The following is a 19,401-nucleotide window of genomic DNA, read 5'->3' as shown; positions in this document are numbered from 1 at the left end:
TGAGAAAAAAATCACAAAACGATCAACAATCGATCACAAAACAGGCGTCTGCATTGGTTTTGACCGGAAAAATGATAAACTAAAGGGCAAAGGTGGGAAGTTTATGAATGCAAAGACCATACTCGTTGTCGACGATGACCAAAGTATTGCCGATTTGTTAAGGGATTTTTTTGAAAACGATCATTTTTACGTGTTAACCGCCCCCAATACAGAGGAAGCATGGGAGGCTTTCCAGCAAAGCGCTGTCGATTGTCTAATCCTGGATATCATGATGCCTGGAGAAAATGGATTTGCGTTCTGTCGTCGGATTCGCGCAAAAAGTGACGTTCCGATCTTGTTCTTGAGTGCACGGAGCGCTGATGTCGACAAAATTCGCGGCCTGACCCTTGGAGGCGACGATTATATTGTAAAAACGGCTTCGCCGGGAGAAATTGTTGCCAGAGTGAAAGCCGTCCTACGACGCTCTGCTTCAAATCAGCCACCGACTGAAACGATCTTGGAATTTGGCCACCTTACGTTAAATCTGACAACACGAGAACTTGCTGTGGACGGAAAAAACGTGATGCTGACCCCAAAGGAATATGAACTGCTGCAATTATTTTTAGAACACCCCAGGCATGTTTTTTCCTATGACCAACTTCTCGATAAGCTGTGGGATGGCGTAGGCGACAAGCACACCGTTCGCGTTCATCTTAGCCGTCTTCGCGAGAAAATAGAAGCGAACCCGAATGACCCTCAATATATTGTAAACGTATGGGGAATTGGGTATCGCTTCGAAGGAGGATAACATGCCTGCACTGCGTATCCGTACATTTACAGTACTCTGTTTTTTCTTCATTCTATCATTACCGTGGATTTTTTATGTGACAGCACACTTCATAGAAACAAAAACGTTTCGCTTCTCTACACCTGATGAAAACTTGCAAAGGCATGTAACCGAGACCATTCATACGATCGAAACAAATGCAGACAACTGGACAGACGCCAACTAGAAACCCAACTGCGGAAGGCCAATTTGGAAGTTGCGATTTTGTCGGCGGCGTCTAATCAGGAAATGTATCGCTCGAATCCAGAAAGCAGCAGTTGGTTTTCGTCAACAGAACGATTCTCCCTCATCGAGGACGGCCAGTTACTTGGCAAAGTGGTCATTTACGTGCCAAGCTCACGAATGGTCCCGACGATTTCAGCAATCGTTGGCTTTTTGCTCGCATTTATCATTGTTGGCATCGCCTTGCGCAGGTTCTTTCTTCAACCACTCGAAAGAATGGGTTTGGTCGCTCGAAAAATAGCCGCCGGAGAGTTTGATGGACAATTGCCAATAGGCAGGATAACAGAAATTGCCGATGTAGGCGCTGGATTTGAAGTGATGATGAAAGGACTGCGGACATCCCAGCATAAACAAATGGCACTGGAAGAAGAACGGCGCTTCATGATTGCAGCGATTGCCCACGATTTGCGAACGCCGCTGTTCGCCTTACGGGGATATTTAGATGGGCTAGAACAAGGCATTGCTAAGTCTCCAGACAAAATAACAAAGTATGTGGCGGTTTGTAAGGAAAAGTCAAGGCAATTGGACCGGCTAGTAGAGGATTTGTTTACCTTTACAACGATGGAGTATATGGAGCAGCAAAAGAATGTACGTCCAATTGATTTAAAAGACCTTTTTCAACAGACGATTGACGGCTTCCGCCCACTCGCCCAACAAAAACACATCTCGATCTCAACAGATTTTGAAGAGAACTGCATGATTCGCGGCGACAGCCACTTGCTAGAACGTGCTTTGAACAACCTTTTCGATAATGCCATTCGCCATACACCCTCATCGGGCAATATCGTTGTCCGTTGTTATAAGGAAGACGCTAACGTGACGTTTTCTTTAAAAGATACAGGGCCAGGCTTCTCCTCTGAAGAATTAGAGCGTGTGTTTGAACCTCTATTTCGTGGCGAAGTGTCACGAAACCGTTCCACAGGAGGAAGTGGGCTAGGATTAACGATTTCTCAACGAATTATAAAGCAACACGGGGGCGAACTAGCTGCCAAGAACCACTTAGATGGCGGGGCGTTCATAAGTGGTTGGCTGCCTGGAGACAATTAACGCGAAACAAGGAACGCTTGCGTTTGCCAAAGCGTTCCTAAAAGTTGTTGTGTTGTCGCCATTTCGTTACAACTAGGGCCATTTCTATTTATATGTTCGCTCTGCTGTTTTCTTGCAACAATAAAGAGGCGCGTGCACTCCGGCGCGTTGCTTTGTACCACTGAAAACAAAAAACAACTAGAAGAAACAAGTCGATTGCATCCCCGCCATAATACATGAGCATCGCCCCTGTCTGTGCTTGTTCAGGAGCAACACCTACGGGCGGATTGGCATAAATCCATTTCGATAAAATGCCGTGTCCAGCGAGCGCGATGACTAGCACAATCGCCCTGTACAAAAAAGGTTTGCGATGTGACACAGGGTCAATGTAGATCATGGAAATCGTGAACATATAGCCTGCCAAAAAAACGTGAATGTGGATCAAAAAGTAAAGAAATGGATGGGCATGCATGAATGCAAACAAGCTTGTTGTATAAAGAAGCCATAAAGCGCCAATGTTTAATAACGATGCTACACTAGGATCGGCAATCATTTGTGGTATCTTGCTGCGTAATAATTGGCTAACGCCTTTTGCCATTGGCACAGGCAATGTCCGCACCAACAGCGTCACCGGCGCCGCTAATGCCATCAACAGAGGCGCAAGCATTCCTAACAGCAAGTGTCCGATCATATGGAAGGCAAAATCAGTATGTGCCTTTTCCGCTATTGGCCCCGCCCCCGCTAGATAGGCGGCGAAACAGCCGGCGATCCAAATGAGCGACCGGTAAAGGGGCCATGGCTTTCGAGTCCTATAGGATAATAAAGCAGCAACGATATAGAAAACGAAAGCACCGACAAACGGCAATGTGAGTAACAATTGGGCAAAAAACCATTCTAACTCGTTTGCCATAGCTGGGTGGTTCATGGCTGCCGCCTTTGGCCTGTTCTGTATACAAGAACGGCACCGCAGATCACTAAAAGAATGGCAATCGCATTCCAGACACTATCATAGATATACACATTTTCCACGTAGCGAATTTGATGAATCCGCATCCACTTATGTTGAATCGTGCCATCATACAATTGGAAAGCCCCTGAGCCAAGTAGAATTCCGCCAAGCCACCTTTTGCCCCACCAACCGCGGCGGGATTTCAGGTCGGCCAGCAAGAACATCCCCGAAACGCTCGCAAACCAGCCAAATGCATGAAAGATACCATCCGAAATGATCCCTATTGTTCTAGTCGACTTGTCGTAGAAATGATGCCATTGCAATAATTGATGGAACAAGACTTCATCTAAAAAAGCAGCGATGCCGACGCCAACTAACACGCCGGACCAAAGATTGCGTTTTAAGTACAAGTGCCGCAGTTCCTGCTTCATCGGCTTTGGCATTCTCCCAACCTCCTTAATCGTTCACTATTATTAGTCTTTCCTTCTAGCAATTAAATCAAACACATGGTATAAGGCAGCCAAAGCGGCAAACGCAATAGCCAGAAAATAATTCTTTTTGTTATAATGTAGTGAATGATTACTCATTCATAAAAGAGGTGGAGCAAGGATGCGTATGAAGAAAACGATGGAGCAACATTCCGTAAATGGCGTGTCCATGGCGAACGGGACCGTTTCATTTCGTTCGGTCACTTTAAATGTATATAGCTTCGCTATCGATGGGATTATCATTGACGCTGGTGCTTCCGCACTAAAAAACGGCTTTCTCCCTTTCTGGAAACAACAGCCAATTGATGCTCTATATTGCACCCATCTCCATGAAGACCATACAGGCTGTGCCACTTGGTTTGAACAACACCTGCATGTTCCGATTTACTTGCACGACTCTTCTCTTGCTGCTGCTAAGAAGACTGGCGACTACCCCCTTTATCGAAAACTGTTTTGGGGCAAGCGCAAACCGTTTCACCCAGCTGCAATTCCAGCAACATTCCAAACGAGGCACTCGAACTGGGTCAGTATTTTTACGCCTGGACACGCCACTGACCACGTTGCCTTCCTAAACAAATCGACTGGGCAACTGTTTACAGGCGACCTCTATGTACAAACAAAAACAAAACTTATTATGGACAGTGAGTCTGTTCCACAAATTATCGCCTCGCTCCATAAATTGCTGCAGTATGATTTTGAAGACGTTTTTTGCAGTCATGCTGGCTATTTAAAGCAGGGCCGCAAAAAGCTAGTACAAAAACGAGACTATTTAGAAGCATTAAGCAACCAAGTCCACGATCTTTACAAAAGCGGACTCCCCATTAAAGAAATCCAAAAGCGCCTGTTTCCTCGGACATACCCCATTACCCGTTTTTCAAAAGGCGAATGGGACTCTGCTCACTTGGTCAAGTCGGCATTAGAGTATACCGGAAGCAAATAGTAGAAAAAAGCAAGCAGCCTCTACACAGGAAGCTGCTTGTCTATGACTTGTCCGCTTTTTTAGGCGGCTTAGTCAATACACTGCCGCCTTTCGACGATCAACCAAGTAATAACCTCCAAATTTCAGCAATGATGTTTAGCAGCTTACCACTCTGCAACGCTGTTGTCTTGATGTCTCCAGACAGGGTTTCGCCAATTGTGGCCTGTTTCGCTCATCTTGCGGACATGGTCCTCATTGATTTCAATGCCAAGCCCAGGTTTGTTCGGTATGTCCACATACCCATCTTTATAGTGGAAAACGCTGCCATCGACGAGATAATCGAGAAGATCAGATCCTTCATTGTAATGGATGCCAAGGCTTTGTTCTTGGATAAACGTATTGTGGCAAGTTGCATCCACTTGCAAACATGCCGCGAGTGCAATCGGGCCGAGTGGGCAATGGGGAGCGGCAGCCACATCAAATGCCTCAGCCATTGATAGAATTTTCTTGCATTCAGTAATGCCGCCAGCATGGGACAAATCTGGCTGGATAATATCGACATAGCCGTCAACGAGCACTTGTTTAAAATCCCATTTCGAAAACATCCGCTCTCCTGTTGCGATTGGAATAGCTGTATTTCTGGCAATTTCCCGTAACGCTTCATTGTTTTCTGGCAACACAGGCTCTTCAATAAACATCGGCTTAAATGGTTCTAACTCTTTGGCTAGTATTTTGGCCATTGGTTTATGAACGCGTCCATGAAAATCAACGCCTATCCCGACATACGGGCCAACAGCTTCGCGAATCGCAGCCACATTAGAAAGGACGCGGTCAATTTTTTCGAAAGAATCAATGTATTGCATTTCATCGGTTGCATTCATTTTCACTGCAGTAAAGCCTTTGTCAACTACTTGTTTCGCTGCAGCGCCAACTTCATTAGGGCGATCTCCGCCAATCCATGAGTATACTCTTATCTTTTCCCGTGCTTTGCCGCCAAGCAACTGGTGGACAGGTACGTTGTGATACTTCCCTAAAATATCCCACAATGCTTGGTCAATACCGGAAATGGCGCTCATCAATATTGGCCCACCACGATAAAAGCCGCCGCGGTACAGGACATTCCAATGGTCTTCAATATGAAAAGGATCTTTGCCAATCAAGTATTCCATCAGCTCATGGACAGCAGCCTCTACAGTAGCAGCACGCCCCTCGACTACAGGTTCTCCCCAGCCAGTCATTCCTTCGTCCGTCTCTATTTTCAAAAACAGCCACCGTGGCTGGACTTTGAACAGTTCATAGCTTTTAATTTTCATTTGTTGTTCTCCCCTCTTTCTGTTATTTCATTGCTTGCTCTAGTGCCGCTACATAATTTTTCGCTTTTGCCGTAAGCTTACGCAGATAGGCAGGCGTCACTTCGGCCTTGCTGTCTACTAAAGAACTGCCAATGCCAAATCCGACAGCGCCTGCTTGTTTAAAAGCGGCAATGTTCTGGTCATTGACTCCGCCTGTTGGCAAAAGCGGGATATGGGACAATGGCCCGCGAATGTCTTTCACGTAGCCTGGGCCGGCACTTGCCGGAAAAACTTTGACAATATCGGCGCCAAGCTCGTAAGCGCTTAAAATTTCTGTCGGCGTATAGGCACCAGGGATGCTGACTTTGCCATAGCGTTTCGTCGTTTCAATCGTTGCCGCTTTTACAGTCGGGGAAAGGATAAAATCGGCCCCCGCTTGAATCGACAAAAACGCCGCTTCTGGATCTAACACCGTTCCAGCGCCAATCTTCATTTCGCGGCCCAGTTCCCTTGATAACAACCGAATCGATTCGAATGCGTCAGGGGAATTGAGGGTCATTTCAACTAAGCGAATGCCTCCCTCTTTAAGAGCGCTTCCAATTTTCACTGCGTCCTTTGGCGGTACGCCACGGATAATCGCAATCAGTTGGTGCTGATAAATGGCTTGTAACGTTTCCATATTTTCCTCCTAACGATTCACGTCTTCTCGATTTTGTTGGAAAGCATGCAATGTTTGCCGAGAAGGCAAGCCTTCAATGTCGCCGTGCACTTGGGTCACAAAAGCGCCTATCGCACAACCGCGTCCGACTGCCTCTTTAATGGCGAGCCCATCGAGCAAACCAGACAAAACGCCTGCGGCAAATCCGTCGCCAGCACCAATTGGGTCAACCACTTCCTTTACTGGGATTGGAGCAACATAGCCAGACTGGTCTGTGCTCTTGTAATAAGCACCTTTCTCACCGAGCTTGACAACGGTTAGCTGGGCGCCAAGCTGTAAACAGCGATCGGCAATTTCCTCGCTATTGTTCGTGCCGAATAAATAGTGGCCTTCTCCATACCCTGGCAAAACAATATCAGCAATGCCAATCAAACGCTCTAACAAATGCTTCTGTTTCTCTTCCGTCAGCAATTTTTTGCGTATATTCGGGTCAAACACGATTTTGACATGATGCTTCTTGGCCATTTCTATTAATACGAATGTTGTCTGCTCGCATGATTTGCTCAATAATGGCGTAATTCCTGTTAAATAAAGAAACTTCGCGTTCTTAACATAGTCCTCATTAATATCGGCAGGCTCTAGACGGCTCGCCGCAGAACCCTTTCGGTAGTAGAGGATATTCGCCGTCTTCACAGTCGTTTGTTCTTTCAAAAATAGCCCCGTTGGAGCCTGCTCATCCATGGCTACATACGTTGTATCAACGCCTTCACCACGGACAGATTGGATGATTTTCGCTCCTAACTCGTCAGCGCCGACTCGACTAATCCAGCCTGTTTTATGACCAAGTTTCGCTAATCCGATCAGCGTGTTCGTCTCTGCGCCGGCCACACGGGCTGAAAAATTAGAAGCGTATCGAAGCTGACCATCCTCCTTAGAGGCAAACAACACCATTGTTTCGCCTATGCTTACTACATCCATTCAAACACCTCTTCATGTACTGGCTTCCTCTACAAAACGTATCCAAGCTTTTGTGAAATGCCGTTTGCTGTGTCGATAACGTTGTTCACGATTTGACTTTTTTGTCTCAACATCCGCTCTTTTGGCCCTGCTACGCTAATCGCCGCCTGCATTCCTTTTGATGCATCAAATATGGGCGCCGCCACACAGTACAGCCCTTCTTCATTTTCTTCATCATCAATCGCGTAACCTAGCTGTGCATATTCTTGTAAACGAGCCAGCAGTGTGTCTTTATCGGTAATTGTGTGGGGGGTGATCCGCTTAAGGGATACATGTTTTAAGTAATCGATACGTTGCTCCTCCGGCATGAATGTCAAAAAAGCCTTGCCAAGTCCCGTGCAATAAAGGGGCTTTCGTCCGCCTAAATACGCTGACGTCCGAATCGAGCGATTGCTATCGATTTTCGCCACATATACAAGTTCCTGGTTGGCTAGTAGCGCCATAAATACCGTCTCCTCTACTGCTGAAGCTAACCGTTGCAGCGATTCAGCGCTTAACAAAGCAAGGTCGAGTGATTCACGAGCAGCATTGCCAATCGGAATCAGTTTTGGACCAAGAGCAAATTTTTTCGCTTGGTTTACAGATAAATAATTTTCACGATAAAGCGTATGGACTAAAGCTGACGTGCTACTTTGCGGCAACTCAAGGGTTTCGCTAATTTCTTTAATACTGAGGCCATTGACATGGCTGCTTAACAATTCAAAAATACGCAGAACCCTTTCCGCTGATTTAACGGACAATCATACTCGCCTCCTAAAATCACATATGTGATTTTCGATCATTAATGTGATTTGAAAACACTCTAACATAGCGATTTGCGTTATTGCAACAAAATTTTCAAAGCGCTTTCAAAATGTTTGCTAGTTTGCTCGTTTCGGTGATTCCCCATTCGCCCTACTTGTATTTTCATAAACGGCAGCCCAAAACTCCATGTTTGGAACAAACCTTTTTTCACCTGATATCACGACATAAATTAGGGTATGATGGCCGCCGTTCCACCTTTTCCGACTGTCCATACACTAAAGAAAAGGAGGGAGGCCATGTATGTATATGTTGCAATTGGGGATTCGCTTGTAACAGGGGTTGGCTCAACCAACGGATTTGTCGTACCTTATCGGGACATGGCTAGCCGCCGATTAGGACAGCCGATCCAACTCATTAAACTGGCTAGAAACGGGCTAACCTGTGAACAGATCTCCAGTTTGACTTTTAGGCATTCTAAACAAATCGAGCGCGCCAATATCATAACGATTACAGCTGGAGGAAACAATTTTTTAACAGCCTTACGGCAAACGAGTAGAACAGGCTCTGTCGATCATCTCCCTAAAACAACGGCTGGCGTTTATGCCTGTTTACATCACCTTATCCGTCACATCACTTACGTAAAACAACATGCTCGAACACCATACATCGTCCGTGTGTTTAACCTTTATAACCCGTTGCCAAATATTCCAGTTCTTCAGTCGCATCTGTTTCGTTTTAATCAGAGCTTATATACGTTGGAACGCTATCCAAATGTGCGGATCGTTGACATTAGCTTTCTTTCAAACGGAGTTCATTATCTAGCAAAAGATGGGATCCACCCAAATAACCGAGGCTATGAGAAGATGGCTGAGGCAGTTTATCAGACGGGGTTCCATCCTCTGTAGAGAGCCCGCTTGATTTACATCATAAAAGCCAGCTAACTAGACAGATAGCTGGCTGTTCTTCTATTTAAATTTCCGTTCAACACAATCCTGCCTTACACCACCACAAACCTTTTCCCTAATGAAAACCTAGCTCGTCGCCGCCTTCCCACCACTTGCCAGTCTTGCTTTTCTTTTGTTCTTTTTTCATCGATTTGATCAGTTTGTTGATATCTACTTTGCCAGCAGCATGCTGTTCCATTGCCGCCGCTATAAACAATTCTTTGATTTGTGCAAAAGAAAACCCTTCGGTTTCACTAACAATTTTGTCTAAATCGGCTCCTTGGACAACCGTTTGGAAATTAAGAACCTTTACGTAACGATGGCGTAGCTCTTTATTAGGAAGAGGAATTTCATAGCCTCGGTCAAATCGGCCAGCTCGGTTAATCAAACCTGGATCAATTTCTTCTGGATAGTTGGTTGTGCCAATTAAGAAAATCCCCTCTTTCGAAGTAGCGCCATCAAGCGTATTTAAGAAATAGGAACGAGCTTCTTCAGGCATAGAGTCGATGTCTTCTATGACTAAAATCATCGGCGCAAGACGTGTCGCTGACTCAAACACTTGGCTAATCGATTCACTTGAAGTAAATTCGGTAATTTGCCAATAGGCCACAGGGGCGTCAACGGTGCCAGCAATTGATTTAACGAGCGTTGTCTTGCCATTGCCAGGAGGGCCATAGAGCAAGATCCCCCGTTTATAAGGAATGTTAAACTTGGTAAAAAAAGACCGGTCTTCTGCGAAGAAATGGTCCAACATCTGGTATATTTCTTCCTTTACATCAGCCCGAAGCACAACCTCTTCCCGAGAAATAGCCCGCGTTACAGGTTGCTGTTCTTGAACAAACCCGTCCATCCCTTCTTTAAACACAAGCACTTCGTTCCGACTTTTATGCCACAGCCGGTTCCGTAACGTTTGCAGGAAGTTTTCCATTTCTAGAGGACTTGTCGCCAACACACACTGCATGTACATAATGCTTGAATCATCAAAAACCGGAATGCGAGCAAAAGCAATGCCTGCCTTTTTATAGGCATACACATTATTCTGGAGTGCCCGATGCACCCGATAAACAGGTTCACGCGCTTCCTCATCATACTCGAACGTTTGTGTCTCCAGCTTATCAAAAATTTTGGCTACATGCTCCACTTCTGGATTTTCATTTTTAACGTCTTCTTCAAAAATCGTCCATAATTCAAAATGGGCGTCATCCGTTTGATAAGGCTCAAATGTTTTGCCATAGGCAGCAAACAATGCATCTTGAATGCCTCCAATCAACCTCGCATACCCTGGATAGCCTTTCACGTCGTTTTTTTGGTCTGCACTTTGCTCATAAATGCACTTCATCTGCGTTACTCCTTCTCCTTTTCTCTTGAAGAAGTTCCTAAAACATAGCCTTCTTCCCCATAAGTATAGCGCAACTTTTGTCCTAGGAGTATCCGTGCTTATTCATCAAAGTTGCTTCAATCATATTTTCAAAGGGGCGAGATCGTCGGTAATGCGTCCCACCATAAGTTCAACTGCTTTCTCTCGCTGCATAGACAGTGACAAAAAAAGCGCTTCCTGCCTTTTCAAGACAGGAAGCGCGAAAGTGAACATCTACAAGACAATTGTTATACAGCCAGTCACATTTTTTTAAGCATTCCACTCAACCATTACAGCGCGTTCTCTGCTCATTTCCTTAAAGGCTACTGGCCGCTTTTTGTCCTATTAGGAAGCCCAAACTTACGGAAAACGGACAAAGTTGATAGCGGCGACGACGACACTTACCTGGATGTTTGGCCCGTATCCAGTTGATGTTATTACAACAACAATATTTGCCGTTGCACTTAAGAGAATGCCTTCTATGAGGTTGTTATCTGTTGCAATTTCAACCGTTTGGCCAATTCGGGTCGCCAACTCATTTGTAAACAAATTTTCAAACACGTATATCCCTCCTTTACTGTCCGCTTGCTGATTCAATTTCTGCTAAACGCACAAGCACTTGCGACCCGGTGTCTTCAATTATCACGATGTAGTCAGTCAGGACGGAAAGCAATGTCCCTGTTATTACACCAAATGGCGTTGTTACCGTTACCGGTTGACCAACTAAGCCAAGCAACAAATCTCTAATGGCTCCTGTCCCATTTGGAGGAGTTGTTCCATTAGTCTGTTTCGCCAACCGAATTTCCAATAACAAGTTTAACAACTCGAGAGTGAGAGATAATTCTCCGTTTGCCATAATGATTTACACTCCTTTCTTGTCTACAATCAATAAATGCGAATTTTGTCATCTTGTATAGATACGTTCCTACTTTTTAAACCTATTTTGCTAAAATTCCACTGGAATCCAAGTTCCCTTCAAATGGTTAACTTGAATACCATGGCTCATAAGACAGCCGTCTGTCATTTGCCCCATTAGAAAAAATGGTCGGCAACATAAGGAGGAATGAACGATGCGCGACATCTTGGTATTTTTTTTAAACTATGAGAGCGGGGTTTCATTGCAACAAGCACTGTCTTCACTCAGCTCTCTCAAACCCCGAATCAAGACGGTTTACCTTATTCACCCGCCAACAGCTATTGACAAGCAACAATTTCAATACGAAATACAAACCATCGCTGTACCCAATGGAGAAATTGCTGGCGCTTTAAACACTCTCCTCCAAACATGCGACAGTACGTATGCCCTTTTCTTGCATAACGGCGACACCCTTTGTCCAAACATACAGCCTAACCGTTTGACACTTCCTTCTGGTAAAGCAGTAATGACATTTAAGCAGGCAATTGGGACCCAGTATGTGGAACAGCCTTTCTTAGTACGGACAGCTTTCTTCCAGGAAAAGACGTTCGCTGATCTTGATCACTTGCCTTTTCCAGACGCATTATTTCCAGCTTGGCTGCAAAACGTAGAAACACGCCAAATTGTTCAAACAAAGGATCCCTGGATCAAACGGCCAAGAGCCAACACATCAAAAAGCGAACGCGAGAAATATGCATACATGATGAAATACAGACGAGCAAAAGCAGAGATCCCTTCGCCTACCCTGGCCATCATCATGTCCGCCTTTAATATGACGGACTACCTTGAAACGGCGATTGCCTCTTGTTTTTTACAACAATCACCGCCTGACCAATTGCTCATGATCGACGACGGGTCAGAAGATAATAGCTACGAAAAGATGTGCAAGTGGAAAAAAAAGCGGGGCGTAAAGGTGTTCAAACAAAAAAACGGCGGCAAAGCCCGTGCTTTAAATGCATTGCTCCCTCACATTACAACCGACTTTGTGATGGAGGTAGATGCAGATGATTGGCTTGACCCCGATGCCCTGTTCACAATCAAGAAAAAATTGCAACATCTCCCTAAGCATGCTGCCGTTTTATATGGCAATTTTAGAAGGTGGAAACAACAGCCAACAGGCACGCTCCTTTATAAAACAATAGCGAAAGGAAAACCTGTCCGTTCAGCAAGTGAACTCATGTCCTATCCATTTCCACTAGGCCCCCGCATTTATCGCACAACGATGTTAAAACAAATAAACGGGTTTCCTGTCACACCTTTTGAAAACGGCCGCTTATATGAAGACGTGAGTGTGTTAATGAAATTAATCAAGCAACCTAATTCCGTTTTTTGCTATGACGATTTCACTGTTTACAACATTCGCGAACATCCTACAAGCATCACCCGACTCAATCACCATAAATGGAATGCATTTTTGCCTTACGCAGATAGTGATTGATAGACAGGTATGTGTTTATCTAGGTTCATTTCAATATAAACAAATAAAGGATTATTCACAGCAGTCTTGTGACTAAAATGAATAATCCTTTGTATCCTAATTTATTTTTAATAGGTTGCTCGGCAAAAGTGCCTTTTCGAGTATTACACTTTTAAACTCATAATAAGCAGTTCGCCAATTGGGCCGCTTTTCCTTTTTCCTGTATCTTGAAATCCCGTTTTTCCATAAAGTTGTTGGGCAGCTATGTTTTTATGGTTTACTTCTAATACAAATTCCTTGCAGTGAGGGAATTCCGTGGTGACAAACTCCTTTAGCAACAACATCGCCTGCTTTGCATAACCTTTTCAATGTTTCGCTTGGTTAATGGATAATGCAGTGAGCAACATAGCCTGTGGATTGTCGGAATACTCTTTTACTCTATCCGTCGAATGCATTAAAAAGAAACCTACTGGTTCTGTCCTGTACAGGATAACAATTCGATACTGACCTTCTGCCACTTCCTTATAATAGGTTGGCAATGATGTAAATTGAACTTGCTCTTCAGGCAGTTCAAACGTCTTCAATGTATCCATGTGCTCGTATGAAAAATGCTTTAATTCTATATGATTGGTTCTCTCCATTGTGACTCCACCTCGACGTTATTATACAACAAGAAAAACCGTTCCGCCCCTTTTAACTGCCCAGGCTCACATCTCGTCTCTCACACTACTTTTCCCGTGTCCCACATAATTAATTGATTGCCGTATGGCCACACATCGACTTGCCTAATTCGTTCTCTGACGGAGCCAAATGCCGTTTCCGTTTATTTGAAACGAAATAGAATGAAGAAGCAACAAAAAGAATGATGAGAGAGGAGTTAGAAACCAATTGTGTTCTCAAGAAAAACCGCAACATTATGACCCCGTCCATACGAAAGTTGGCGTTATTGGTTTAGGATATGTTGGTCTTCCGCTTGCACTGTTGTTTACAAAAAAAGGCTACCATGTAACAGGAATCGACATTGATGCAACCAAAGTTGCCTCGCTACAACAAGCGTCAAGCTATATTCCTGATATTGAAAATAGGGAACTTGCTCAAGTGTTGGCTACAAACAAGTTAACGTTTGCTGCTGATTACAGCGGAATCGAAGACTTGGATATTATCGTCATATGTGTCCCTACGCCGCTAGCAAGCGATAACAAACCTGATTTGCGCTATTTAAAGCACGTGAGTGAAGACCTTTATCCTAGACTGCAAGAAAAACAGCTTGTTATTGTTGAAAGTTCGACTTACCCTGGTACGACACGTGAAGTGATTCAACCTATTTTAGAAAAAAGCAATCTCATCCCTGGAAAAACGCTGCACTTGGCTTATTCGCCTGAGCGAATTGATCCAGGAAACAAATCGCTTTCAATTGAGGAAGTTCCGAAAATTATAAGTGGGCTTTCCGAGCAATGCCTCATGCGTATCACAGCCTTTTATGAGCGTGTGTTTAATACCATTGTTCCTGCCTCCTCACTGGAAGTTGCCGAACTTGCCAAGCTTTTAGAAAACAGCTACCGCTTTATTAATATTTCGTTCATCAATGAAATGGCAATGTTTTGCGACAAACTTGGCATTGATTTATGGGAGGCAATTGCAACTGCAAATACCAAACCATATGGGTACCAGGCGTTTTATCCTGGCCCCGGGATTGGCGGGCACTGCATCCCGATCGACCCTTTATATTTATACTGGGTTGGCGCACAGCGTGGTTTCCACACCCAATTTTTATCGTTATCGGAGCAAATGAACCAGACGATAACCTCTTATGTCATCGAACAGATTAAAAAGCTAGCCGAAACCGACAAACCCATTTCCGATGCGGCAATTGTGTTATACGGGCTCTCTTATAAAAAAGATTCCAATGACGTCAGAAGCTCTCCTGCACTTGATATTATGAAGGCGCTCATCCAGACTGGCGCCAACGTCAGTTATCATGACCCCCATGTTCCATCAGTGGAAGTCGGCCAAACGCTCTATTCTTCGCAACCACTCACTAAGGAGTTGCTAGAAAAAGCCGATCTCGTTGCCATTTTAACCGACCATTCCAACTTGCCAATAACATCGATTCTGGAACATGCAAAAGTGGTGTACGATACAAAGAATGTGACAAAAGGGTATAAAAGCAAAGCGAAGACAGTCGTGTTAGGGGGCGGGGTAACGCACTACCTAGCAGATGGAAAAAGCTGATGATCTCAGTCATTACATGCACAAACAGACACGACAGCATGAATACAGTATTTGACAATTATTTGCGACAAACAATGAAAGACAAAGAGCTTATTGTTATCTTGAATCAGGACAAAATGGATCTTAGCTTTTGGAAAGAGCAAGCAAAAAAACTGCCTCGCGTTTCCGTTTTCCAAGTACCAGAGCACCTGTCTGTCGGTGAATGCAAAAATATCGCCGCCGAAAAAACAGCCTATAGCCATATTGCGAAATTTGACGATGACGATTACTATGCTCCACTCTATTTGGAGTCAGCATGGTCTGCCTTTGAAAAACAAGGCGAGGCGGATATTGTGGGAAAAAGCAGCGTTTATTTCTATTTCCAAAAAAGCAAATGCTTAGGTTTTTTTCCTTCTTTGTATGAAGATCGGTTTGCTAAACAAGTGGTTGACTCGACATTAGTATTCAGAAAAGAACTATTAAAAGACGTTTGCTTTCCTAAAATGAAAGTTGGTTCCGATAAAAAATTCCAAAAAGATTGCGCAGCAAAAGGATTTCGGATTTTTTCCACTGATCGCTATAACCACGCTGTAATTAGGTCTGGAAACCCGAACCATCATACTTGGAAAATAAGTGACGAACACTTGCTGAAGGGCTGCATCAACCTTGTTTATACGGATGACTACAAACCTTTGGTCACAGGCTAGTTAATAAAGACCGAAAGTTGAGCTTTGCCTCAACATATTTTAAAGCATCGACCGACGGAAACAGTAAAAAGGGTGAAGTCCCATCACTTCACCGGGCATGCAGAGAAAAATTGTACCTCTATTTGGAGCATTTTTGCAATGATAAAAAGAATGTTTCCCACTCGGCTTTGCAGGCCTTTAGTGTCCAATGTTTGACAACCTCACCTCGAATTCTCTTTGAAAACTTCTTTCTTTTTTCGGGGCTATCCATTAATGCCTTCACGGCGCTTTGAAATGCGTCTGGCTTTCTTGGAACAATAAACCCATTTTTGTTATGTGTGATTAGTTCTGGGGCAATCCCTACACGGGTGGAAATGAGCGGAACACCGCAAGCAGCAGCTTCTAACAGTGGCAGCGGAATATGTTCAGACGTACTAGAACAAATAAAGCAATCCAATTGTTGATAAAACGCCGCCATCTCTTCCCGTGGCACTCGATCTTTATATGTGCGTATGTCAAGCTCCACATCGATGTCCTTTAATGCCGCCAGTACTAAATCATACCCTTTTAGCTGGCGGTAATCTTCTTGATCAATTCTACCAACCCATCCCACCTTAAACCGTTCGTTTTCGTTCCGCTTTTGTAAGGGTTTAAATAGTGTTTCATCAATGCCTACCCTCGTTTTCGCAATAGGGATATACGGAGTTAACCTGTCTTTAATTTCTTCGGATGACGTATTAATGCCGCGAAACCCTTTTAAAAAACGGACAAAATTGGTTTCATCTGAGTGGTTATTTGTATGGTTATCGATGATGCGAATCGATGTGATTCCTGTTGCCATTTTGTTGTATGGGATCGCTGTTCGCTTGTGTAGTTTTTTAGCAATGTTTATTGACATTGGGTAAATCAGATCATAGCGGTTTTTATCGTCTGCCATTACCTTTTTGACATACTTAAGCTCTACTTCGATTCCATCAAACTTTAAAGAAAGGAGATCTTTGGCACGATAATCAAACGCCCATCCTGGGTTACCAGGAACCAATAAGATTTTCATAAAAATCAACCTCTCAACATCGGGATCGCGATTAGCCTAACTGCTTTTTAAAGTAATCAATATGTTCGGCAAACAATTGGTCAATGCGGTCGTTGTATTCCTCATTTTTGGTAATCGCTGTATGGCCAGCAATCTTATTAATCCAGTTTTCTGGCCGTTTAATCGCGATTATGGGAACACCCTCTTTTGCTGCTTTACAAGCGATAAAGGCATCCCTCATGTTTTGGTAAGGGAAATCGTTTGGTGTAAGGGCAAAAGAGTCTGAATGCATGCATGATGTACCGACCCCAGGTATGAGTACCTGTGTATGTTCGTTTAATCCCTTGTACGAACGGTGGGAATTCGTCTTATTTTTAAATACTTTCTTGATAGGGGCGTTTACATCAAAACTGGCTCCGTGGACGCAGGCAATAATCTCGTTGTTATAGCTCTTCATTAAAGCAACCATCCGCTCAACGTAATTATTAGGGTAAATCAAGTCGTCATCTACACAAAAATAGTAGCCTTTTATTTCTGGAAACCCTTTAAATGCCATTTGTCCACCTAAATTTTTTGTGGAAAACGAGAGTCTAATTTTGCTTTCTTCTTTCAAAAAATCAGGGCAATCGTTTAAACCATTGACATGGATATACATCCGGTCGCACTGCTTTAGAAGCTGCGGTACAATTGTCTTCAAGTTTTCAAACCGGCTTGGCATAGCAGCCATCCCAACCGCAATCATTGTCTCCCTCCTAATGTTGCCTCAACAACTTCTTCAGTATTTGCACTTCTTTAATAGGGTTTATTCGCTCAATTTCCTTAAACAATGGATCGTTATAATAGCGCAGGAGCGCTTTTTTTAATACTGCATATTTAGGAAGTTGGTGGAATTTATTTTTTGGGCCATTGTCGACATAGCTTTTAAAAGAATCAACGCCGCTCCGTAAAATCCCTAAATGGAAACCGTGGTGTGGGCGGTAATGATGATCATTCATTTTTCCAAAGCCAATCGTTTGCTCAATTAAATTATATAAAAACTCTTCATTTCGAATTCCCGTGCGAAAAGCGGCTTCGATTTTTTCAGGGGCGTCTATATACTCATTGATCACTGGCTCCATTTTCTCAAAATACTCCTTGACTTTAAAAAAATGCAGCCCTGTCAACCGCCTTGACTGAGGGCGAACTTGATTGCTGTAAGGCAGCCCTATGTCTTGGCAATGTTTTATATGAGAATCTAGCAGCGACGGTTCTTCTTTAACAATCAGGAAATCAATATCGCCAATGTATGCATACGTAAACCCTTTAAACTCAGAGTGAGGCAATAAAAATCGCCTTGCTTTTCCCTCACTCGCTTTCGATATTTTGTCTGTATAGTAGTTTTCCTTTATTTCAAACGAACTGGACAAGTGTTGTTTGATTCGCTCAAGACTATCTGTTTCTTTCTTAGAAAGGTTGTCATATGAAAATACTTTCACAAAATATTCGGGATAGCTTTTCAAAACGCTGTAAACGAAATATGGGATGTACCGCTTGTAATTTCCAAATACATAGGTTGTTACACATAGAGACTTACTGCTCATAGGCATTCTCCTTTGTTTGATTGTTAGGCTGTATGAGAAAGAGCACCTCTAGCCAATCGCCGATTGTTTTATCGACTGTATAGTAGGAAACCATTTGTTGCCTTGCTTCTTTTTTTAGCTCATTTAACCAGACTCTGTCCTTTTTTAGTTGATTAATTTTTTTGATAAACTCTCCTGGAGAAAGGCTGTTCAATATTAAAGATCGGCACTTCGGGCCGGCCACCGTTTTCACATAGCCAACATTTGTTGATAATACGGGCACCCCACTAGCATAAGCTTCCATTGCCGGAGCAGGCCCCCCTTCATTTGAAGAGGTAATTAACAGCAGATCCAACCTGTTGTAAAAAGCAGGCATCTGTTTTAACGGGGTATAAGACGACCGAGTGGATTCGATAAATTCGATACTAGGGTCATTAGCGAATGCTTTCACAATTCCTTTGTATAGCGATTGGTAATTTTTTACTTTTCGCTGTTCATTCCCAACCCACCCGATTACTAGTTTTCGTTCATCAAGCGAAGGCAAGTCGAACTCCGGGCAAAACTGATCGGTATCAATAAACGGTCGTATAAACGAGACATGCCTATGGGGGAGACGTTTCTTTACCTCACGTGCTAATTTTGGGCTTATTGCCCCATAACGAGAGGCTTTCATCATCCGATGAAAAAAATCAGTATTGGCTTTAAAAGGATCGCTCCATTCTCGGTATGACAAATGGTTTTTGGTAATGTAATTATATGATCCTATCTGTGCAGAATCGACCCGTATCCCTAGCAACAACAAAGACTGAGCAATTCCTAGGCCTAAAGCTGAAATAACCTCATAACCAAAATTGATTTTAGCGACTTGGCCTTGTCTTTTCACGTTTTCCTCCACTTCTTTCAAGGAACAAATGTCCAAATAAGGATGATATTGTTGAATGATTCTCGCCTTTGCCCCTAACACCCACCACTCACAATCATACACGAGCAAGTGTTTGACCACCCTTGCGATCTCCTTTACTTATAGTTAGGCAGACTATGCATTCAGCCTCACCGTTATTCTGATAACCCATCGTATGCCCAAAAGCTTTTTATTATGCGTTGCTGGCACGGTGAATCACGACTCCTGTTCAATTT

The 19,401-nt window shown here is 43.6% G+C and carries 21 protein-coding genes and 1 pseudogene; 8 read left to right on the top strand and 14 right to left on the bottom strand.

What is annotated here, in order from left to right; translation table 11 throughout:
• Positions 1-103 precede the first annotated feature (103 nt).
• The 3 genes from BUC05_RS17710 to BUC05_RS17705 are packed head-to-tail and all read left to right on the top strand — an operon-like array spanning position 104 to position 2,095.
• On the top strand, positions 104-787 hold the full coding sequence (locus BUC05_RS17710) for a response regulator transcription factor (RefSeq protein ID WP_073305584.1): 684 nt from the start codon (positions 104-106) through the stop codon (positions 785-787).
• 1 nt (position 788) lies between these two features.
• Complete coding sequence (locus BUC05_RS22105; protein ID WP_368037984.1) at positions 789-992, top strand: hypothetical protein; 204 nt, start codon at positions 789-791, stop codon at positions 990-992.
• 23 nt (positions 993-1,015) lie between these two features.
• Positions 1,016-2,095 (top strand): sensor histidine kinase, encoded by a 1,080-nt coding sequence (locus tag BUC05_RS17705; protein ID WP_368037983.1) that lies wholly within the window; start codon positions 1,016-1,018, stop codon positions 2,093-2,095.
• An 88-nt stretch (positions 2,096-2,183) separates the two neighbouring features.
• Here the strand turns inward: BUC05_RS17705 and BUC05_RS17700 are convergent, their stop codons facing one another.
• Both BUC05_RS17700 and BUC05_RS17695 read right to left on the bottom strand, forming a co-directional pair.
• The gene (locus BUC05_RS17700) at positions 2,184-2,999 is read right to left on the bottom strand and encodes a cytochrome c oxidase assembly protein (RefSeq protein ID WP_073305582.1); all 816 of its coding nucleotides are present in this window, start codon (positions 2,997-2,999) and stop codon (positions 2,184-2,186) included.
• Positions 2,996-3,466 carry a DUF2243 domain-containing protein gene (locus tag BUC05_RS17695; RefSeq protein ID WP_011245383.1) on the bottom strand — a complete coding sequence of 157 codons (471 nt, stop codon included), beginning with the start codon at positions 3,464-3,466 and terminating at the stop codon, positions 2,996-2,998. Before BUC05_RS17695 ends, BUC05_RS17700 begins: the two co-directional genes overlap by 4 nt.
• 166 nt (positions 3,467-3,632) lie before the next feature.
• On the opposite strand from BUC05_RS17695, the gene BUC05_RS17690 reads away from it, so the two are divergent.
• Positions 3,633-4,451: an MBL fold metallo-hydrolase gene (locus BUC05_RS17690; protein WP_073305580.1), complete on the top strand. Its 819-nt coding sequence runs from the start codon at positions 3,633-3,635 to the stop codon at positions 4,449-4,451.
• Positions 4,452-4,594: 143 nt separating this feature from the next.
• On the opposite strand, the gene dgoD is transcribed toward BUC05_RS17690, so the two are convergent.
• From dgoD to BUC05_RS17670, 4 genes are read right to left on the bottom strand one after another with little or no spacing between them, the layout of a single operon-like run.
• Entirely contained in the window at positions 4,595-5,743 is a 1,149-nt protein-coding gene (dgoD, locus tag BUC05_RS17685; RefSeq protein ID WP_073305578.1) for a galactonate dehydratase, read from the bottom strand.
• Between the two features lie 22 nt (positions 5,744-5,765).
• Positions 5,766-6,401, bottom strand: coding sequence for a bifunctional 4-hydroxy-2-oxoglutarate aldolase/2-dehydro-3-deoxy-phosphogluconate aldolase (locus BUC05_RS17680; protein WP_073305576.1), 636 nt, complete (start codon positions 6,399-6,401; stop codon positions 5,766-5,768).
• 9 nt (positions 6,402-6,410) lie between these two features.
• A complete protein-coding gene (locus BUC05_RS17675; RefSeq protein ID WP_073305574.1) occupies positions 6,411-7,358 on the bottom strand; it encodes a sugar kinase in 948 nt (315 codons plus the stop codon).
• Positions 7,359-7,387: 29 nt separating this feature from the next.
• On the bottom strand, positions 7,388-8,137 hold the full coding sequence (locus BUC05_RS17670) for an IclR family transcriptional regulator (protein ID WP_073305572.1): 750 nt from the start codon (positions 8,135-8,137) through the stop codon (positions 7,388-7,390).
• Between the two features lie 300 nt (positions 8,138-8,437).
• On the opposite strand from BUC05_RS17670, the gene BUC05_RS17665 reads away from it, so the two are divergent.
• The gene (locus BUC05_RS17665; protein ID WP_073305570.1) at positions 8,438-9,046 is read left to right on the top strand and encodes a GDSL-type esterase/lipase family protein; all 609 of its coding nucleotides are present in this window, start codon (positions 8,438-8,440) and stop codon (positions 9,044-9,046) included.
• A 115-nt stretch (positions 9,047-9,161) separates the two neighbouring features.
• Here BUC05_RS17665 and BUC05_RS17660 read toward each other — a convergent pair whose 3' ends face one another.
• From BUC05_RS17660 to BUC05_RS17650, 3 genes are all read right to left on the bottom strand, one after another.
• Positions 9,162-10,424, bottom strand: coding sequence for an AAA family ATPase (locus BUC05_RS17660; RefSeq protein ID WP_011245376.1), 1,263 nt, complete (start codon positions 10,422-10,424; stop codon positions 9,162-9,164).
• A gap of 378 nt (positions 10,425-10,802) precedes the next feature.
• Complete coding sequence (locus BUC05_RS17655) at positions 10,803-11,003, bottom strand: hypothetical protein (RefSeq protein WP_011245375.1); 201 nt, start codon at positions 11,001-11,003, stop codon at positions 10,803-10,805.
• Between the two features lie 13 nt (positions 11,004-11,016).
• Complete coding sequence (locus tag BUC05_RS17650) at positions 11,017-11,298, bottom strand: DUF2642 domain-containing protein (protein ID WP_011245374.1); 282 nt, start codon at positions 11,296-11,298, stop codon at positions 11,017-11,019.
• Between the two features lie 214 nt (positions 11,299-11,512).
• Between BUC05_RS17650 and BUC05_RS17645 the strand changes: the two genes are divergently transcribed.
• Positions 11,513-12,796, top strand: coding sequence for a glycosyltransferase family 2 protein (locus BUC05_RS17645; RefSeq protein ID WP_073305568.1), 1,284 nt, complete (start codon positions 11,513-11,515; stop codon positions 12,794-12,796).
• A gap of 143 nt (positions 12,797-12,939) precedes the next feature.
• Here BUC05_RS17645 and BUC05_RS17640 read toward each other — a convergent pair.
• Positions 12,940-13,416: pseudogene (locus BUC05_RS17640) on the bottom strand (GNAT family N-acetyltransferase).
• A 247-nt stretch (positions 13,417-13,663) separates the two neighbouring features.
• Between BUC05_RS17640 and BUC05_RS17635 the strand changes: the two are divergent.
• Both BUC05_RS17635 and BUC05_RS17630 read left to right on the top strand, forming a co-directional pair.
• Entirely contained in the window at positions 13,664-15,007 is a 1,344-nt protein-coding gene (locus tag BUC05_RS17635; RefSeq protein WP_011245371.1) for a nucleotide sugar dehydrogenase, read from the top strand.
• The gene (locus BUC05_RS17630) at positions 15,007-15,693 is read left to right on the top strand and encodes a glycosyltransferase family 2 protein (RefSeq protein WP_011245370.1); all 687 of its coding nucleotides are present in this window, start codon (positions 15,007-15,009) and stop codon (positions 15,691-15,693) included. The genes BUC05_RS17635 and BUC05_RS17630 overlap by 1 nt, the downstream gene beginning before the upstream one ends.
• Positions 15,694-15,811: 118 nt before the next feature.
• Here the strand turns inward: BUC05_RS17630 and BUC05_RS17625 are convergent, their stop codons facing one another.
• Genes BUC05_RS17625 through BUC05_RS17610 form a run of 4 tightly spaced genes read right to left on the bottom strand, consistent with a single transcriptional unit; the run spans position 15,812 to position 19,267 of the window.
• Positions 15,812-16,726 carry a glycosyltransferase family 4 protein gene (locus tag BUC05_RS17625; protein ID WP_073305566.1) on the bottom strand — a complete coding sequence of 305 codons (915 nt, stop codon included), beginning with the start codon at positions 16,724-16,726 and terminating at the stop codon, positions 15,812-15,814.
• A 31-nt stretch (positions 16,727-16,757) separates the two neighbouring features.
• Entirely contained in the window at positions 16,758-17,447 is a 690-nt protein-coding gene (locus BUC05_RS17620; RefSeq protein WP_011245368.1) for a glycosyltransferase, read from the bottom strand.
• A 10-nt stretch (positions 17,448-17,457) separates the two neighbouring features.
• Entirely contained in the window at positions 17,458-18,285 is an 828-nt protein-coding gene (locus BUC05_RS17615; RefSeq protein WP_073305564.1) for a hypothetical protein, read from the bottom strand.
• On the bottom strand, positions 18,275-19,267 hold the full coding sequence (locus tag BUC05_RS17610; RefSeq protein WP_073305562.1) for a glycosyltransferase family 4 protein: 993 nt from the start codon (positions 19,265-19,267) through the stop codon (positions 18,275-18,277). The genes BUC05_RS17615 and BUC05_RS17610 overlap by 11 nt, the downstream gene beginning before the upstream one ends.
• Positions 19,268-19,401: the final 134 nt, after the last annotated feature.

It is taken from the genome of Shouchella rhizosphaerae (assembly GCF_900142675.1).
GTDB lineage: Bacteria > Bacillota > Bacilli > Bacillales > Bacillaceae_D > Shouchella > Shouchella rhizosphaerae.
The sequence above is the reverse complement of the archived record's forward strand: the minus strand, read 5'-3'. Positions and strand labels throughout refer to the sequence as shown.

Excerpts from the sequence above, each read along its gene's own strand:
- BUC05_RS22105 (WP_368037984.1), top strand. The coding sequence starts at position 789 with ATGCCTGCACTGCGTATCCGTACATTTACAGTACTCTGTTTTTTCTTC.
- BUC05_RS17660 (WP_011245376.1), bottom strand. The coding sequence starts at position 10,424 with ATGAAGTGCATTTATGAGCAAAGTGCAGACCAAAAAAACGACGTGAAA.
- BUC05_RS17625 (WP_073305566.1), bottom strand. The coding sequence starts at position 16,726 with ATGAAAATCTTATTGGTTCCTGGTAACCCAGGATGGGCGTTTGATTAT.
- BUC05_RS17710 (WP_073305584.1), top strand. The coding sequence starts at position 104 with ATGAATGCAAAGACCATACTCGTTGTCGACGATGACCAAAGTATTGCC.
- BUC05_RS17695 (WP_011245383.1), bottom strand. The coding sequence starts at position 3,466 with ATGCCAAAGCCGATGAAGCAGGAACTGCGGCACTTGTACTTAAAACGC.
- BUC05_RS17620 (WP_011245368.1), bottom strand. The coding sequence starts at position 17,447 with ATGATTGCGGTTGGGATGGCTGCTATGCCAAGCCGGTTTGAAAACTTG.
- BUC05_RS17615 (WP_073305564.1), bottom strand. The coding sequence starts at position 18,285 with ATGAGCAGTAAGTCTCTATGTGTAACAACCTATGTATTTGGAAATTAC.
- BUC05_RS17700 (WP_073305582.1), bottom strand. The coding sequence starts at position 2,999 with ATGAACCACCCAGCTATGGCAAACGAGTTAGAATGGTTTTTTGCCCAA.
- BUC05_RS17645 (WP_073305568.1), top strand. The coding sequence starts at position 11,513 with ATGCGCGACATCTTGGTATTTTTTTTAAACTATGAGAGCGGGGTTTCA.
- dgoD (WP_073305578.1), bottom strand. The coding sequence starts at position 5,743 with ATGAAAATTAAAAGCTATGAACTGTTCAAAGTCCAGCCACGGTGGCTG.
- BUC05_RS17650 (WP_011245374.1), bottom strand. The coding sequence starts at position 11,298 with ATGGCAAACGGAGAATTATCTCTCACTCTCGAGTTGTTAAACTTGTTA.
- BUC05_RS17630 (WP_011245370.1), top strand. The coding sequence starts at position 15,007 with ATGATCTCAGTCATTACATGCACAAACAGACACGACAGCATGAATACA.
- BUC05_RS17675 (WP_073305574.1), bottom strand. The coding sequence starts at position 7,358 with ATGGATGTAGTAAGCATAGGCGAAACAATGGTGTTGTTTGCCTCTAAG.
- BUC05_RS17665 (WP_073305570.1), top strand. The coding sequence starts at position 8,438 with ATGTATGTATATGTTGCAATTGGGGATTCGCTTGTAACAGGGGTTGGC.
- BUC05_RS17680 (WP_073305576.1), bottom strand. The coding sequence starts at position 6,401 with ATGGAAACGTTACAAGCCATTTATCAGCACCAACTGATTGCGATTATC.
- BUC05_RS17690 (WP_073305580.1), top strand. The coding sequence starts at position 3,633 with ATGCGTATGAAGAAAACGATGGAGCAACATTCCGTAAATGGCGTGTCC.